The sequence below is a fragment of the Acinetobacter chinensis genome (assembly GCF_002165375.2).
Lineage (GTDB): Bacteria > Pseudomonadota > Gammaproteobacteria > Pseudomonadales > Moraxellaceae > Acinetobacter > Acinetobacter chinensis.
Window position 1 is genome coordinate 49,722 of the sequence record NZ_CP032133.1, and the last position, 16,994, is coordinate 66,715.

Below are 16,994 nucleotides of genomic sequence, written 5' to 3' on the forward strand. Positions count from 1 at the left end.
TTTTTTAGTCTTTATAATCATGCAGAGCAAATGAAACGTATTTGGAAAGAAAGTTAAGGTCGATATGGTGTACGTAAAGTTTGGCAAAAATTGAAACGTGAGGGTTATGTTATTGCACGTTGTACAGTTGCTCGATTGATGCAAAAGCTAGGTATACAAGGTGTTTGGCGTGGTAAGAATAAACAAACCACGCGTAACCGAGATGACCAAAAACGGGCAGATGATTTAGTGAAACGTAATTTTAATGCTGATCATCCAAACCAACTATGGGTGGGTGACTTTACCTATATTCAAACTCATTCAGGCTGGGTATATACCGCATTTGTTATTGATGTGTTCTCACGAGCAATTGTTGGATGGAAAGTATCTACACGGATGAATACAGATATGGTGCTCGATGCATTGGAGCAAGCATTGCACGATCGAGGCATGCCAAAGAATGTGATTCATCATTCCGACAGGGGTGTGCAATATCTTTCGATTCGCTATACCAATCGTTTAGAAGCAGCAAATTTACGAGCATCAGTCGGTACAACTGGTGATTCATACGATAATGCTTTGGCTGAAACGGTGAATGGCTTATACAAAACAGAGGTGATTGAATATTTAAAAGCAGATTGGCAAGGTTTAGCAGATGTACAACTTGCGACACTAAACTGGGTAGATTGGTTCAATAAAAAGCGTGTACACAGTGCACTAGGTTATGTGTCGCCTTTTGAGTTTGAAGCAATGTACTATGATAAGATTAACCCGTTAGGTCAGGTGGCTTAACTTAAATAAAAAAGTCTCCGACAAAACCGGTACGGTTCACTGCAGTTACTATTAATACATTCGCAAGGCATCGAAGTGTATCAAATGACGATTTACGTGAGCCAGCGACTAAAAATAGTCGATAGAACTTGGCGGCAAGCTAACTCACCCAGACTCCATTTATATAATTACCTAGTAGCTTTTAACCGTCCTAAAAAAAGCCTTAAAGCTGAAAGCTCATTATTCAATCTAATTCGTCATAAAACAGTTGATTAGTTTTTCAACATAAATTAAAAAAATAGTTTTATATCATGTCGATTTTGATATGTAACTTATGGAAAATACCCATGACCCGAGAACACGTAAGTCATCAAGATATTGCCCGTTTTGCTCAAGAAAGGGTCAATCTACCAAAAGAAAAAGCAAATGAATTTCGAGCACAAGCAAAACGTCTGCGCGATAGACTTGAGAATTATTTAAGTGAACATCCAGATTTCACTCTCAAAAAAATGATGTTGGCTGGAAGTCTAGCTAAAGGTACGGCACTACGCTCTCTTAACGACATTGATGTGGCATGTTATATCAGTGGGGCTGATGCACCACGTGATGTAAATACACTCATGGAGTATCTTGCAGAGCGGTTGCGTAAAGCATTCCCAAACTTTTCTCCAGATCAGGTTCAGCCAAAAACTTTCTGTGTAACGGTTTCTTTTCGTGGTTCTGGATTGGATGTTGATGTAGTACCAATATTGTATGATGGAAATCCGAATTGGTATGGGAATTTAGTAAGCCAAGACAACGGTTCATTTCTGATGACGAATATTCCTTATCATCTTGAATTTATAAGGAAACGTAAACAAGCTCAGCCTGAACATTTTTCTCAAGTAGTTCGATTAATAAAATTTTGGGCAGCCCGAATGAAAGCTGCTAATGAAGGGTTCAGATTTAAATCATTCATGATAGAGTTGATACTCGCACACTTGTGTGATCGAGGCTTGTCATTAGCCGACTATCCTGAAGCTCTTCAGCATTTTTTCACCTATCTTGCAAAGACTGACCTCAAAGAAAAGGTTTTATTTACTGATTATTATCCAGCATCTACGGTTGAAAACTTTAATACTCGTGTTCAAATCATTGATCCTGTGAACGCTTCTAACAATGTCAGTCAGTTGTATACAGACTCCAATGCTAGCGCAATTTACGAGGCTGCACTTGATGCAGGTGATGCTATTGACGCAGCTTTATCCGCACCGACCAAGCAAGAGACTGTGTACTACTGGCAAAAAGTTTTTGGTGCATCATTCCAGGGGTAAATGAAATATGTCTAGCTTTACTAGCACCGAGTCAACGACTTTTACTGTTACTCATGCACGTCATATGGCAGCAAAGGTTGCGGCAGACTTGAAGCGTATGCAACGATTTTATGAGCGACCTACAGACGATCATATTGCAAATATTGAAACAGAAGTGATTGAGCTTCTAAAGGCCGGCTATTTTGGTACTCTCACTTTGGGATTTAAACGCAACGATCAATGGATTGAACCCACGCTGAGATACACGGCACTTGATCTTTCTGGAACGGGAGCTACTGATGATGACCCTGGTCGCGTAAGGCCAGGGGCCGATACTTCAGGAGCATCATTCTATAATTACCATACTTATTCATCTACATGGAATGCCCTCAACCAAGCCCAAAAAGATGCTTTTGAAGCACGGATGCCATATCAGCGTACTGGTGCTCAAGAACCAACAGTAAACGGATATTTGGAAACTGATAAAAATTACTCAGCTGGAGGGAAAGCATTGAGTAGAGCAAGCGTAAGGAGCAATAAATGACTTCACATAATACACCATCACTTGATCAACTTTTCGAGAAAAGACTTAATTTCCCAGATTTCGAGCCTCAAGAAAGATTAGCAAAACTGGTTGGGCTTGATGATCAAAAAGCTCGTCTTACTAAGATACTTAGCCTTCTAGTTAACCCTTCAGGTTTAAGAACTTGGGCACAACAATTCCATCCTGATGCTGAAGATTTATTGAAGTATGTACTTCGTCGTCCACCACTTGTGGTATTAGCAGGAGATGTTGGTTCAGGAAAAACAGAACTCGCGGAAACTATCGGTGATGCTGTTGCACGACAGGACAATATTGATATCACCTTGTATCCTCTTAGTTTATCAAGTAGAGGACAAGGTCGTGTTGGAGAAATGACTCAACTTTTATCAGCCGCATTTGACTATACAGTAGAAGCCGCCACTAGACTTAAAAATGCAGACGGTACAGCACGTGGAGCTGTCATTCTTTTAGTAGATGAAGCAGATGCTCTTGCCCAATCTCGAGAATCAGCTCAAATGCATCATGAAGACCGTGCAGGAGTTAACGCATTTATACGGGGTATTGATCGAATTGCTAATGGTCAATTGCCAGCTGCCGTTATTATGTGTACAAATCGGATTGGAGCACTTGATCCCGCGGTTAAACGCAGAGCAGCAGATATTCTAACTTTTGAACGACCTAATGAAATACAACGTTATGCTGTTCTCAGTAAATCTCTTCAGGCTCTAGGTTTTAATGATGATGAAATTAATCACTTTGTGGCCGCAACAGGCGAGAAAGCAGATAGTTGTGGTTTTACTTTTTCCGATTTAACTCAGCGACTTCTCCCAACAATTGTTCTTGATGCCTATCCAGCGCATAGCGTTAAGTTTGAACGAGCATTGGAAATCACTAATCAAATGAATCCAACGCCACCATTTGAAGAGAGAAAAATATGAGTGAGTGGTCGTTATCAACATTATTTAGTAATTTCCATAAAGATATCCAACTTCGCCTTGAAATTGCACGACAATCATTTTCCCATCCTGGAACAAAAGGTGATGCTAGTGAGTCAGTATGGCTTGAGATGCTTAATACTTATCTTCCGCAACGCTACTCTGCGGATAAAGCTTTCATTGTAGATAGTAATGGCATTTTCAGTGAGCAAATTGATATCGTAGTTTATGATAGACAGTATTCTCCTTTCATTTTCAAATATGAAGGACAAACAATCATCCCAGCTGAAAGTGTTTATGCTGTTTTCGAAGCAAAACAAACAATTAATGCTTCACATGTTGCATATGCTCGACAAAAAATAGCTTCAGTAAGAGCGTTGCATCGCACCAGCTTACCAATACCTTATGCTAAGGGAACTTATCCAGCAAAACCATTAATTCCTATCTTAGGTGGAATTCTAACGCTAGAAAGTGATTGGTCACCATGTGATGGTGAACCATTAAGGAACGCTTTAGGGGATGGAAGCACAGAGATAGATCATATAGATATCGGATGTGTAGCAGCACACGGACACTTTATTTGGGATTCTACTAGTAAAGCTTATACATTTGTATCAGAAAGAAAACCAGCAACTGCGTTTCTATTCCAGCTTATTTCAATGTTGCAGTTTAGCGGTACTGTGCCAATGATCGATGTGAATGCATATGCCGAATGGTTATCAGATTAGTATGTTATTCCAAAATTTTATTCGTACAAATCACGATATTATTCAGGCAAATGAGTCAGAATTTGATTTCTTAGATCGTTGTGCTTGGCCAAAAGCCCAGCACATGCGATCACTTTTAGAGCAATGTTTGAATAATTATCCTGTAATCGAGCAACCCGAAATAATAGCTCGTTTAAAATCAGGCGATCCGAGACAATTTACTTCAACTACTTTTGAACTTCTGCTACATCAATATTTAATAAATCAAAATTTTACACTGTCTCCTCACCCGGAATTAGCAAATGATTCAGCTAAACGCCCAGATTTCTTGGTCACATGCCCAGACGGAAATCAGTTTTATTTGGAAGCAATTTGTACTTCGGAAAGTGATGGTAAAAATGATTCTACAGGGTAATCCCCCCCTAAAATACTAGCTCTTTAAAAGAGGCAGTATTATGCTTTTACAACATGGTGTTTAACTTGAGAAACTGAATTTAAAACAATCTACTGTAACTCTTCCAGACAGATATGAAATTAATCCACCCCTAGCCCCTTAAACACAGCATCCACCGGATCTGCATAAAAGCTGGTCTGGAACTTGGTAAACAGTTCCACAGGAATCGTTGGGATATCTGCCGCACTACTCATTGGCAAAGCAACCTTCTTGGCACCAGCATCAAAAGCAACTTGCAGACATTCGGCAATACTTTCCACCGGAGTCACAGAGCCACCCAAGCTCATATCACCCAGTACCACCATCTGACTCTGTACCGATCGTCCTAACAGGCCAGAAGCGAAAGCCACTAAACTTGGTAAGGCAAGATGGCTGAGCGGTCCGGTATTCTGTAATTCAACCACATGTAAGTGGAAGTCATGTTCCAACACCTTACTGCCACCCGATATTCTGGATGCATTGGCCTTGAAGTAGTCAAATGCGATCTTGACCTGCTCCTTGGCACTGCTTGAATTCCATAAGCCTGATGTCGCCAATTTTCCTGAACCTTTGGTCACTTGAAGTTCTAACCGGTATAACCCCGGCATGCCTTTATTACTGAGCCCGATGGTATATAAGAAACCTGGCTTGGCTGGACCTTCGGGAATCAGTCCGCCACCACCCTGCTCTTTGACTGATACAAAATGTTCTTCGAGCGTCTCATTATCAATGTAGCTGAAATGAACATCATAGAATTCCATACCACCAATTTTCTTCAGCTGTTCTTTGACCCGACGGCGCACCTGCAGTGCATATTCCAGGCATTGCCGTACATCTTCTTTGTTAAATTGACCATGTGGGTAGAGCAGCTTCATCAATCCAGAAACCGTCTTGCGAACGGCAATCACATCGCGCTGATTCAGGTTATTCCCTAGCTTGAAGTACTTCTCAATGGCATCCGCAAAACTACGCTTACGCATTTCCCGGAAGAATTCAGCCAGATAATCAACGATTAGACCATAACGGTTAGTAAAGAATTCCGGACGCATTTTTGGAATTTCCCAACCCGGGATATAGGCATGAAAGCGATCAAAGAATGCTGAATCGATCATTGCTTCAGGAAAAGGAGCCAATAAGTGGCTAGTCTTCACCAAGGATTCAACACTTTGGTTAATATTACCCACAAAAACCATCGAAGCAGAGGCTTCCATCTGTTCACGACCACGGGCAAAAGATCCTGAGGCCATGTAGTCTTTCATGATCTGAACGCCATCTTTGTCCTTAAAGGAAATACCGGCAACTTCATCAAAGGCCACCACATCCCACAACCCCACCAGACCAATACGGCGGCTACTCATGTTATAGAACAGATTGGCGACAGTGGTTTGCCCACCTGAAACTAGAATACTATTCGGTGAACACTCTTTGTAAATATGGCTTTTCCCGGTACCGCGTGGTCCAAGTTCACAGACGTTATAGTTATTTTCAACGAACGGAACCATACGCGCTAATAGGTGCCATTGCACGTCCTCTTTTAACGAAGCCGGTTCCATGCCGATCGAACGGATTAAACTCTCGCGCCACTGATCAGTGCTTAATGCTGCTCTGCCACTGAAAAGTTCATCCATATTCATATTCGGCATTTGAATCGGCTTGAGTAAACTCACCCCAAATGGAGAATTGGTTTGTCCTTCTTCAAAATAATAACTGAGCGTAGCAATGACCCAGATACCACCAACAAGTAATTTTTCATACTCTTTAACGATGCCTGCCGAGATTTCGGCATCTTTGATACCCAGATTACTAAAGGAGGCTTCGTATTTGTCCTTACGCTCATTCAGCTTTACGGTCACCCGATCAATGACCTTATAACTGCCACGTTCACGAACCAGGGATTTCACCTTCTCGGCTTCATCAGGTCGTACATAGTTCTCTGCCAGAACCGTCTTTACGTTACGTAGTCCCTGTTCAATGATCTCTGGATCATCCGAGGCACAGTACATCCCCAGCAGGTATTCGAGTACATAGACCGGGACATTGGCCCCTTCTTGGGGTTCTAGGGATTTTCCCCTCTAAAGTAACATAAATCGCCACAACCCTCGCAGTTAATGGCTTGTGGAGCTGGGTTACCTTTCATTTTAGACTTCATTTTCAACAATAGGCCTAGTTATTTCCTGTAAATCAGGTAGTTTGCGGTTACTAGCGAACTGATAAGTGCCGCTCAGATTAATGTTCTGCCATGCAACGGGTGATACTTGTCGAGTTATTGCTGCTTTTTCCTCGTCACCAACTTCTTCAAAGTGCAGTAATAGATGACTTAGGATCATCGAGTTAAAGTAGATAATAGCATTTGCCGTCAAACGGGCACACTCGTTCCAGACGACTATTTCTGATTCGTTTTTTCCACGGAACTGGTCACGATTGACCGATGCAATAGCTCGCCTGAGGAAATGCCAGGCTTCGCCTCGGTTCAGTGCTCGTTGAACATATTGGCGCAGACTTGCATCATCAATATAATCAAGTAAATATTGGGCTTTGATGAGCCTATTATATTCCGTTAATGCTTGTAATATAGGGTGTCTAGATGGATAACCAGATAATTTGCGTACTAGCAATGCCTGTGTTGTGCGTTTTTCTTGAAGGGATAACACAATACGCTGAATATCCTGCCAGCCTTCTTCAATCACATTCATTTTTATCGGCTTTTTCAGCGCCAGATGCGTGTTTCCGTCGTCGCTTTCAGTTACGTTAAATAGGTCATTGATCACACTGGTGAACTGAGCATACCTAGGCGCAAAACTATAACCGCATAAATCCAATAAGGCATAATTAACATGATTAACACCATGGGTGTCGGTTGAGAGGACATCTGGCTTAAGATCACTAGTATTAGATTGTAGTAAGTCGTAAATATAATGGGACTCATGCTCATTAGATCCTATGATACGGGCATTTAACGCACTATGATTGGCAACTAACGTCATGGCCGTAATACCTTTGTTGGTGCCGAAGTATTTCGAGGAGTAGCGAGTTTTAAAAGTCTCAAGGTGAGTTTCAAATTTTTGCCCATCGGTACTGGCGTGCAGGACGTCTTCTTGGATGTGATAGTGGCGGAAAATAGGGAGTGCCGCTACTGCGTTATTGATGATATCACTAGCCTCTTGCAAGGTTTCAGGCCTAATATAATTAGCTTGTATAGTGCTTAGATGCTCATAACTGCGATCAGATATTTGTGCCATCCCATATACGCCGCGATGTGTCGCATTCGCAATTAGAATAGCCAATAAATCATCCTGATTGGCGCCTACTTGTTTTTGTATTGGCAGCACGTGTGCGAAGCATTGCATAAAGTTGGTTTCTTGTTCAACATAACGCAACACATCAGCAATACTGACGGGGATCATTTGTTTAAAGAAAGGGTTGTTGACAAGTGATTGGGAGCCTTTAACTGGCAGTCGCCATCGTGTGCCACTTCGGCTCTTCATGATCACATTGCGGTTATCACCATTATCAATGTGACGAGCAACATCTTCTAGGGATGTTGTTAAGCGTATTTGTTTTACTTGCAGTAGCTTCTGAATCGGCTGCTTTAGCTTTTCCAATGTTGATGATGCCAATAGATCAGGCTGTATTGACGATGCAATTAAGTCGTCTTCTAGCGCACGATATTTAGTGACGTTTGATAAGTAAATTCGACCATTAAGCCGAGAAGCCAGTTGACGGTAAAGCAACCATTCGTATCGCTGTGGATGAACAACATCCTTGTTAATTAACCATGGACGATGTTTTTGTTGGATAAGTGTACTATCCATTGTTTGCAATGTATTACCTGCTAATAGTTCTGTTTTTGTGGTTTTGAGCTGGGTCACTAATGCTTCTGAGCCTTTACCTGCTTGGCATTCAAGACATAGAAACACGGGCCTTAATAACTGCTCAATTAACCCGTTTTGATCATCATAATATTGCCATTGATATTCTTCTACCGTGCGTTTTTGCTTTTTTAAGTACAGGCATAGCGTTTCTATATCTTGGTTATTCATTACACTTAATGCTTGTTGCCTAACCGTTGCAAATGGTGTGGGAGGAAAATAAAGTGTCATCCTAACTACAGGACCCTGCAACGTAGCAATTCCTGCAAAAATCCATTTAAAACAATGACTTATTTCAATTCTGCCATCTGCAAGCGTTTTGTGGGGATGGAGGCCGGAATCATTAAAGTATCATCCTAATTTTCGCTCAACCTTGGAAAATGCTGAGAATCGTAAAAATAAAGTTTCATCCTTTCCGCTACTAGTTCAAGGCTTTCTTCCGGCCGCCGGCAACAACGCTGCTTGGCTGAGGCGATCCACTTGCGCTACCGCTCACTGATCAGATCGAACTTGAACTCGACGAGCAGCCAACCATCAGGCCGAGCGTGATCGCCAAAAAAAACGGATCATGCGAAATCCTTCGTTGAGTTTGGCGCGGGTTTTAGCAAATCAGCTGGCCCGCGATCCGGTTGAGAGTGATCCGAAGCGGTCCTTGACGACCGGCACAAATCGGCCGATTCTGTTGAAAAAGTAGCTTTAGCGGCAGCCTGCCGATCAGGTGTGCCTGCTGTCGAAGTGGCTGCAAGCCACTTCAAGTTGCCTTCCGGCGTTTCACTGAGCGTCCTTGCTCAGGTTTAAGGGTTAATTTGAGGGTTTCTGCTCGTAGCAGGCATACCTATCCCGTCAGCGGTGGCCCTTGAGGCAAAAGCTTGGCCATGCGGCGCAGGTTCTGCACCATCGCAGCCAAGGTGAATTCGTCAGTGGCACCCGTTAGGCCACGCAGTCGTAAACGGTCGAGTTTCATGATCCGTTTGAGGTGGGCGAAAAGCATCTCCACCTTCTTTCGTTCGCAGCGAGAGACGAGGTACTCCGGTGTCTTGGCGATGCGTCGAGCCACGTCGCGGGCAGCCTCATGGATGCTGCGGACGATCTTCCGATTCGGCGTGTTGGGGCAGCATTTCGCTTTCAACGGGCAGGTGGCGCAGTCGGTTTGGCTGGAGCGGTAAATGACGGTTTTGGCCTTAGTTACCCGCGACCTTTGCTGGGTGAAGGCGCGCCATTCACTGCGTAGCGGTTTGCCGGCTGGGCAGCGATATTCATTGGCGTCCTGACTCCAGTGAAAGTCGTTACTGGAGAGGCTGTCGTCCTTGCGCTCGGTCTTGTCCCACACCGGCACATGCGGTTCGATGTCCTTTTCTTCGACCATCCAGGCCAGCATCGGGGCGGTGCCATAAGCGGTATCGCCGATAAGGCGTTCCGGTGTGAGATCGAACTGCGCCTCGACACGCTCGACCATCGTCCTAGTCGAATCGACTTCGGCGGTACGGTGCGCCGGGGTAGCTTCCACGTCCATGATCACACCGTGCTCAGTGTCGATCAGGTAATTCGTGGAGTAGGCAAAAAAGGCCGGGCCACCTGGCGCTGCTGTCCAACGGGACTGAGGATCAGTGAGCGAAATTTTCTTGGGAAGAGCCTCAGCCAGCGCCTCTTCATCAAGGGCTTCGAGGTACTCGCGCACTGCGCGGCTGCTGAGCTTTGGATCGTTCCAATCGACCTCATCTCCCGCCACCCCACGTTGCCGGCTGGCATCCGCCTTAATGATGCTGGCGTCGACGGCGAAACCTTCACCCTTGACTAGGCCGGCTGCCATGCAGCGCCGCAGCACCTCATTGAATAACCAGCGGAATAGATCGCTGTCACGAAAACGCCCATGGCGATTCTTCGAGAAGGTCGAGTGATTGGGGACTTCGTCTTCCAGACCCAACCGGCAGAACCAGCGATAGGCCAGGTTCAGGTGCACCTCTTCGCACAATCGCCGCTCGGAACGAATGCCATAGCAAGTAGCCGACGACCAGCATGCGCACCATCAACTCCGGGTCAATCGAGGGACGCCCGATGGGGCTATAGAAATCTGCCAGGTAGGCACGTAGATCACTGAGATCCAAGCACTGGTCGATGCTGCGCAGGAGATGTTGGGCCGGGACGTGATCTTCCAGATTGAACGAGTAGAACAGGCGCTGCTGTCCTCCCGGTAACTGTCCCATCATGCTGTTCGCCCCCACGCTCGCTGACAAAGCAATTTTGCCAACGGCATGGGGAGGCCGCTACTTTTTCAACAGAATCGGCCGCACACAGCCATTCGGCTCAACAGAACCCTGCCTTTACCCCACCAAACTCCGGAAACTCGCCCGGTAGTCCGTCGGCTTGAGATGCACATGTTGGCTGAGGTCGCCGGGTAGCGTGAACAGGCGCGGACCGTCCCGAAACTGGAACACGCGATACAGATGGAATTGATCGCCCGCCTCCTTGGAGAATTCGAGTTCGTTGTGGCTGACCAAGAAAGACGAGCCTACCCCGCCATTGGTGGTTTTCACCTCGATGAAGCGCTCATGGGCGTCCTCTTCGAACGACAGGATGTCGAACCCCGCACCGTCTCCCTGGGTGTCGGACACCCAATCCAGCCGCTGAAAAAGCTCTGGGTGGCCGAGCTCGGTCAGGCGTTGCTGTTCGTAGCCAATCACCCACTGCTCCCCTGCCCGGCCCAGCTTGCGGTTGGCTTCATCGCGAGCGGCATAATCGAACTTTCGCGGTAGGCGTTGCCGTAGAGATGCCGGGGTACGCACAAGCACTTCACGGGCGGGTGGTTCTACCAAAGCCGCTCGGTAGGTTTTGTCACCCGGAAGTTTTACCTCCTCCAGGGCATCGACAAGAGCGCCGACCGTCTGCTGATGTTCCAGAACGTAGGCGTGTACGGATTTACGCAGCAGCAGTTGGCTGTTGCCGCGTGGCTTGTAGCCGTTGATATAGGGCAGGCCCAGGGCATCGAGTACGGCGCTAATGTTCTGGTGCTTGAGCTCGACTGAAGACTTGCTGCGACCGTTCAGCAGTTGGCGCAGTGCCTGGTTGTGCTCGGACTTGTTGTACGGCTCCCCAGCCGCCTCGGCACGCAGCATGTCGAAATAGTCTTCGACCGTGGCCAGGACCTCTTCTTCGGACCAGTCTTCGCCGATGCGAATGATGCGAAACCCGAGCCGCGTCAGCGCCGGAACGACGGTCGCCTCGCCACCGGAGAAGCTGTCAGCAGTGAGCGGGCCCTGCTCGGGAAATTGCTTGCCGAAGGCCACACCGGCGATGGCCTTGGAATCGCAATCGGTGCCGGTCTTCGGATCACGTACCAGGAAGTCGCGGGACTTGCCGTAGCCGTGGCGCGCCAGGAATTTCGTGCGGCCCAGTTGCACGAACTCATCGATGGCAGCCTGCACGGCGGCGGGGCTTCGAAGCTGGGAGAGTTGAGACACAGGGTCCTTCCTTACTGTCATGGTGTGCCGGGAACCGCCGAGCCACGAGATTATGAGTAGCCCCTGAACAGAAACGTCACGATAAAAGCCGTGAACGCCACCAGGCCCATTAAATCCCTTGCGTATTTGCAGCCCGTGCTGTCCAAACCTGTACCAGGTCCGATCAACACGCTCCAACCATTGAGGTACGAAAACACCGCCTGACCGAACAAAAAATGCGTGATAGCCGCCGCAGCCATGACGCCGGAATCGTCAGACAGGCTGTAGCTGTTGACCATTGCCCTGTACGCCTGCATCTGAAATGGCTATTGCCCTGATGGGAGCCGGCTTTTCAGCCACCGACACCAGCGATGCCGTCAATATTCTTTACCCGATAACCATGACCGTACAAGCTAACAAGGCCTGGCAAGCCAGCGGACTTAAAAAGTCTTTTTTTCTACCATCCCACAAAAAAGTTCGTGGTGGAGAAAAGATAAGCTATGCAAGGCTTTAGGAGACGTGGTTTTTCAGGATGACGAAGAACGATTCGGCGCTAGGTGCAACATAGGTGCATCGCACGAGCGCTAGGAACGGCGAAAAAAGGCGGACGTGGCGAAATCGGTAGACGCAGCAGACTTTAAAATTGGAGTGCCCGCGGGGAAATCCGCGGAGTAGAACCGCTCAAAGTCGGGGAACGCTAACGGGCAATACCCTAAGCCAATCCCGAGCCAAGCCCCTTCGGGGGAAGGTGTAGAGACTGGACGGGCGGCGCCTAAAGCCTTCGGGCAATGGCGAAGGGACAGTCCAGACCACGAACGTCATCAGACGGCGGCGAAAGTCGAGGTGGTACGAAAATCTGCTTCTCTGTGAGAGTACGGGTTCGAGTCCCGTCGTCCGCACCACAAAGCCAAACATCCCTGCGATGATCGACCTCTGGGCGTTTGGTCGTGAGCCCGCCACCCTCGCGCTACGCTTTGCGCAGGCGTCGAAGGCGATCAGGTGCGCCCATCGATTCCGTCGAGCACCATCGCTGCGAGTTCATCGCTGGTGTGTGCACCACTATCGAGAACACGGGTTGTGCATGGAAGCCGTTCCCTTGCGGCCAAGCATCGGGCGACATTCGCTAATCGCCACTCTCGAATCTCCGCATTTCGATTCGGGTCAGGATGCATGGTCTGGTTCGCGATCCGGTGACGCAATAGGTCCTCGTTGAGCGTCAGAAAGATGTGCAGCAGCTGATCGTCGATCCGCCTTACCCCGTCGAGTATCTCAGTCAGATAGTCCGGGTGCACGAGCGTCATTGGGATGATGATGTCCTGCGAGTAATTCCTTCGAATCTCCCTGACCGCCGCGATCGTAAGTCCCCTCCACAAGGGGAGATCCTGATAGTCTCCGCTCGCTGGCATGGGGACCGTTTCTTTCACCACGAACCCGATTTCCTCGGGGTCAAAGATCAGCGATTTGGAACGCCGATCGCGCAGCCGCTTAGCGAGCGTCGTCTTTCCGGCGCCGAAAGGTCCGTTGATCCAGATTATCATTGTCGACGGCCTCTAACCTGAAGGCTCGCAAGAGCGCTCGACGGCCTCGTGCGGAGGCACGATCGGAGTGGTTCCGAAATGCTTCTCAAGATAGGTGACGCCGAACGTCACGATGTCCTGCGCGTCGAACAGGTAGCACTGAGCAAAGCCCACGACACCTTCTCGATGGCGACCGAGCTTCACGTAAGCATTTGCTATAGTTTCAACCGCATCCGGCTTTCCTTCGATAGCAAAGCAATCGAGAATGCCGTTTGAATCGTAATCCGATGCCGTTTTCCAGGCGACTTCACCGTCTCTTCCAAGCATCGGCATCTCATACGTCACCCACCGTTTGTTGGGGATATCGGCAACCGCCTCGGCGTAGTGCAATGCGGTAACGGAGTTTAGCGGCGCACCCAACAGCAGGGCCTTCCCGCCAAGGCGAACGAACCGCTCGACGGGCGATCCTTCCCCCAAGGCGTGACCGAGTTCGTGAGGCTCCGTCAGCGTTTCAGCCAGCGGACCAACCGCGACCATCGATGCATCGGGGTGCGCGCTGCGCCGCGCGCCGGGGGCTTGAACCAGAAATTGATTCAGCAGGCCGAACCCACGGTAAGTCCCGGCTGTTGCGGGATCGAACGGCAGCCAGGTACGGCGGGCTTCGTCATCCAGCCGAGCGCCATTCAGAGTCTCCTCGTAGGGTGATCGGTCCCACGACGCGTATCCCATCACAGTGCCAGTCGGCCCAACCGCGGAGCGTAACGCGGCAACGACCGTCTCCGCTCCTCCTTCGACCGGACCAATCGCTTTAAGTGAGGCATGCACCATCAAGAGGTCACCGGTTTGGACTCCGAGTTTTTGAAGCGCCTCCGTTATTGCCTTCCGCGTATGCATCGCGATATCTCCTCTAATGGATCATCATAAAAATCTTCTTCCGTCAGATAATAATGTAGTGCATCATCAAAAAACATTTTTATCGTACACGGTACATTTCAACGAGTGTATTTCTGGCTTGTTCAAATGTCTTAGAACCCGTCACATAGTCATTAATTGCTTGTAAGCCTTTATTATCTACAACCAAATTATCTACGGCAAATGAAGCTTTTACGATTTTAAAGGCTTCAGTACGGCTATTTCTCATACCAATAACTTTTTTCATAAAATTCTCGCTTCAAATGGATCATGCAGACTCTAAGGATATAACATTTTCATTGAGAAAAAAGAAGTTCCTATGAAGTTTTCACAATTATCTTAATAATTCACCTTGAATATAAAAATCCAAATTCTGTCTTTTTGATTATTTTCTATGTCATGTTATGTCATTGCTACTACGACTTATTTGCCACATAAATTGGGTGAAAAGTAAATGGAATTACTATGTTAACTAGAGTGGAACTCATTTTTGTGGTGCTGATGGTGTCAGGCTTAATCTTGATTGCTTATGAAATGCTAAAAGGTTTATTCTAGGGCATCTACACATGATTTTTGATCAAAAAAATACCCATAGAGGGAATCTATGGGCAAAACTAAGGATCTTGACGATCATTCAGAAACTACAGCTAGCTTCTAACTATGATTCTGCATTAGACTTCTTGCGTTAGTCAAATTTTAAGCAGCCAAAAGCTATATTTTATGAGGCTTTAGCCAATTCAAAAATTAGATAAAACTATACTTTCGCAAGAGGTCTACTGAATTAAAAAAACCACATTGGCAAAATAGATCAAAAGTTAAATCATGTGATTTATCATTAATTAACACACTTGAGAACACAAAAACATAGCCCTGCTGATTAATACAATAACTCACCAAACAAATCCGCTCTGATCTCTTCTAAGCTGAGATCTGATTTCATTCTATTACAGATTGGATGAACCAGCAGACCATTCTCTAGCACCCCTTGCCCACCAACGGCTTTGGCAATTTTATGATCCGATTCAGTAGAATCAAGATAGATTAATCCATCACAAATGAGGCAAAAGTTATGATTACCCACCAGAAAATTGTGCTTAAGTAAACTTTTGGTTAATGCTGAAAAGGATTTGGGCTTTGAGCGCGAGATTGGACTAATCGACTCCACATATCCCACCACATGCTTCACGACCGTATCATCATAATTCCCCAAAAATCTTTCAACATAAAACTCATTAAAGTTTATGTATTTGAAGGCCTTAGACATGGACAGAATAAATGTATTCAGGCATTCCTCATCATCAAAATCAACCTCCATTTCCAAACTTAAGCAAATAAAGGCTTTATAGACAATTTGTAGCCGATCATAGCCCTTGATACCACTGCCGAACTTGCCGACCGTTTCGGTGGTCGCCACGGGGAAATTGGCGATCAAGAACTCAATACTACGGCGTACCCGGGTGAAGTCCTTGAAACTAATCGTTCGATGATGAATCTGCATGCGACTTTCATGAATTTCAAACACAATTGAAAACCATGCTAGAAAGGAAGTAATTTGAAAACGCTGGTCCTTATAAAAATATAAGAACGGATGTAAGCCCAAACTCGGAACCCCAGTATTTTTTACAGGAGTGGCCATTCTGCAAAGGGCCGTAAACAGATGTGACATGATCTTTTCAACGCGTTCACCCTGATTCAGGCTCATGATATTATGAATCCGATCACCCGCGATGATATTCATGAGCTCATTGACCAAGCCAATTTTTTTGCCATGACTCATTTCAGTATCTAATAAGATGGTAGAGAAAAGCAGCTGATGGATCCTCTCCCCCAACTCGATGAGCGCATTTAAACGTGTATATTGAAGCTCTTCTAAATTGGATTTATTGTCATTGATATAACAACAAGCATAGATCGCATAATATGCATCACTTCCCCGACTTCTTAGATGATATTCCTCATATTTATCCAGGCGTTTAGTATCTGAGTTAATCGATTGGAATACGCGTCGTGCATCTTCTGGAGTACCAAGCACTTGCCGGAAACTGATTTTAATATCGTCTAATTTAGATTTTTGTTCTGCAAATTTAGGATCAATACAAATTTTTTGGAAGTCAGCCAGATCCCCTAAATGATTTCGCAGGTCACGAATATCTTCTTTTTGTTGATCGCTAAAATTAGGCGCTTGAGTGGCTTGTTCATCTGCAAAATATCTCTTGACCCACGCATAAATACTCGAAAGACGATGCGCCCCATCGATAATATAGATGTTGCCGTGTATATCTTTCCAATACAAGATACACAAATTGATATTTTGATCTTCTGTGCAATTCCCAATAAAGTTTGCAATTTCCCGCACACTCCAACATTCAGTAGAACGCTGGTTATCCGCTTTAAATAAACATTTGATGATGGCATGCTTTTCAAAATCAGTCAGTGCAACTTCAAAATTGTCTCGTTGCATTGATGGTGACATTTCTTCTGGCAACATGACTTTACGCTGAATGATATTCGTCAGTAATCGAGTTTGGCCCATTTTTTGTTTTCTCCAGGCAGCACTTCTCTATATTCGCTCAAATACGAAATTTGAAAGTGCATATC

At 46.2% G+C, this 16,994-nt stretch carries 12 protein-coding genes and 4 pseudogenes; 7 read left to right on the forward strand and 9 right to left on the reverse strand.

All coding sequences use genetic code 11. From position 1 onward, the window contains the following. Nucleotides 1-15: 15 nt before the first annotated feature. From CDG60_RS00665 to CDG60_RS00690, 6 genes and pseudogenes are all read left to right on the forward strand, one after another. Nucleotides 16-771: pseudogene (locus tag CDG60_RS00665) on the forward strand (IS3-like element ISAba19 family transposase); the annotation flags it as partial. A gap of 326 nt (nt 772-1,097) precedes the next feature. Then, nucleotides 1,098-2,063: a CBASS oligonucleotide cyclase gene (locus tag CDG60_RS00670; protein ID WP_020753576.1), complete on the forward strand. Its 966-nt coding sequence runs from the start codon at nt 1,098-1,100 to the stop codon at nt 2,061-2,063. Nucleotides 2,064-2,070: 7 nt separating this feature from the next. Next, nucleotides 2,071-2,586: an HORMA-1 domain-containing protein gene (locus tag CDG60_RS00675; protein WP_020753577.1), complete on the forward strand. Its 516-nt coding sequence runs from the start codon at nt 2,071-2,073 to the stop codon at nt 2,584-2,586. Next, nucleotides 2,583-3,524, forward strand: coding sequence for an AAA family ATPase (locus CDG60_RS00680; RefSeq protein ID WP_020753578.1), 942 nt, complete (start codon nt 2,583-2,585; stop codon nt 3,522-3,524). Before CDG60_RS00675 ends, CDG60_RS00680 begins: the two co-directional genes overlap by 4 nt. Next, complete coding sequence (locus CDG60_RS00685; protein WP_020753579.1) at nt 3,521-4,249, forward strand: DUF6602 domain-containing protein; 729 nt, start codon at nt 3,521-3,523, stop codon at nt 4,247-4,249. The genes CDG60_RS00680 and CDG60_RS00685 overlap by 4 nt, the downstream gene beginning before the upstream one ends. Next, a complete protein-coding gene (locus CDG60_RS00690; RefSeq protein ID WP_041922162.1) occupies nt 4,221-4,643 on the forward strand; it encodes a hypothetical protein in 423 nt (140 codons plus the stop codon). The genes CDG60_RS00685 and CDG60_RS00690 overlap by 29 nt, the downstream gene beginning before the upstream one ends. Before the next feature lie 119 nt (nt 4,644-4,762). Here CDG60_RS00690 and brxL read toward each other — a convergent pair. From brxL to CDG60_RS00715, 5 genes and pseudogenes are all read right to left on the reverse strand, one after another. Next, a pseudogene (gene brxL / locus CDG60_RS00695) lies at nt 4,763-6,712 on the reverse strand (protease Lon-related BREX system protein BrxL); the annotation flags it as partial. Between the two features lie 87 nt (nt 6,713-6,799). After that, nucleotides 6,800-8,737 (reverse strand): annotated as a pseudogene (locus CDG60_RS00700) (Tn3-like element ISKox2 family transposase); the annotation flags it as partial. Between the two features lie 628 nt (nt 8,738-9,365). Beyond that, a pseudogene (locus tag CDG60_RS00705) lies at nt 9,366-10,737 on the reverse strand (IS1182-like element ISCfr1 family transposase). Between the two features lie 114 nt (nt 10,738-10,851). Beyond that, nucleotides 10,852-11,988: a protein NO VEIN domain-containing protein gene (locus CDG60_RS00710; protein ID WP_000080860.1), complete on the reverse strand. Its 1,137-nt coding sequence runs from the start codon at nt 11,986-11,988 to the stop codon at nt 10,852-10,854. A gap of 50 nt (nt 11,989-12,038) precedes the next feature. After that, entirely contained in the window at nt 12,039-12,266 is a 228-nt protein-coding gene (locus CDG60_RS00715; RefSeq protein WP_000248278.1) for a hypothetical protein, read from the reverse strand. A 23-nt stretch (nt 12,267-12,289) separates the two neighbouring features. On the opposite strand from CDG60_RS00715, the gene CDG60_RS00720 reads away from it, so the two are divergent. After that, entirely contained in the window at nt 12,290-12,481 is a 192-nt protein-coding gene (locus CDG60_RS00720; RefSeq protein ID WP_000951934.1) for a hypothetical protein, read from the forward strand. A 481-nt stretch (nt 12,482-12,962) separates the two neighbouring features. Here the strand turns inward: CDG60_RS00720 and CDG60_RS00725 are convergent, their stop codons facing one another. From CDG60_RS00725 to CDG60_RS00740, 4 genes are all read right to left on the reverse strand, one after another. After that, on the reverse strand, nt 12,963-13,505 hold the full coding sequence (locus CDG60_RS00725; protein WP_000587837.1) for an AAA family ATPase: 543 nt from the start codon (nt 13,503-13,505) through the stop codon (nt 12,963-12,965). Nucleotides 13,506-13,517: 12 nt separating this feature from the next. Further along, nucleotides 13,518-14,378, reverse strand: coding sequence for an aminoglycoside N-acetyltransferase AAC(3)-IId (gene aac(3)-IId / locus CDG60_RS00730; RefSeq protein WP_000557454.1), 861 nt, complete (start codon nt 14,376-14,378; stop codon nt 13,518-13,520). Nucleotides 14,379-14,457: 79 nt separating this feature from the next. After that, nucleotides 14,458-14,643, reverse strand: a complete 186-nt coding sequence (locus tag CDG60_RS00735; protein WP_000755725.1) for a hypothetical protein — start codon at nt 14,641-14,643, stop codon at nt 14,458-14,460. Nucleotides 14,644-15,273: 630 nt separating this feature from the next. After that, the gene (locus CDG60_RS00740; protein WP_031974807.1) at nt 15,274-16,929 is read right to left on the reverse strand and encodes an HNH endonuclease signature motif containing protein; all 1,656 of its coding nucleotides are present in this window, start codon (nt 16,927-16,929) and stop codon (nt 15,274-15,276) included. Nucleotides 16,930-16,994: the final 65 nt, after the last annotated feature.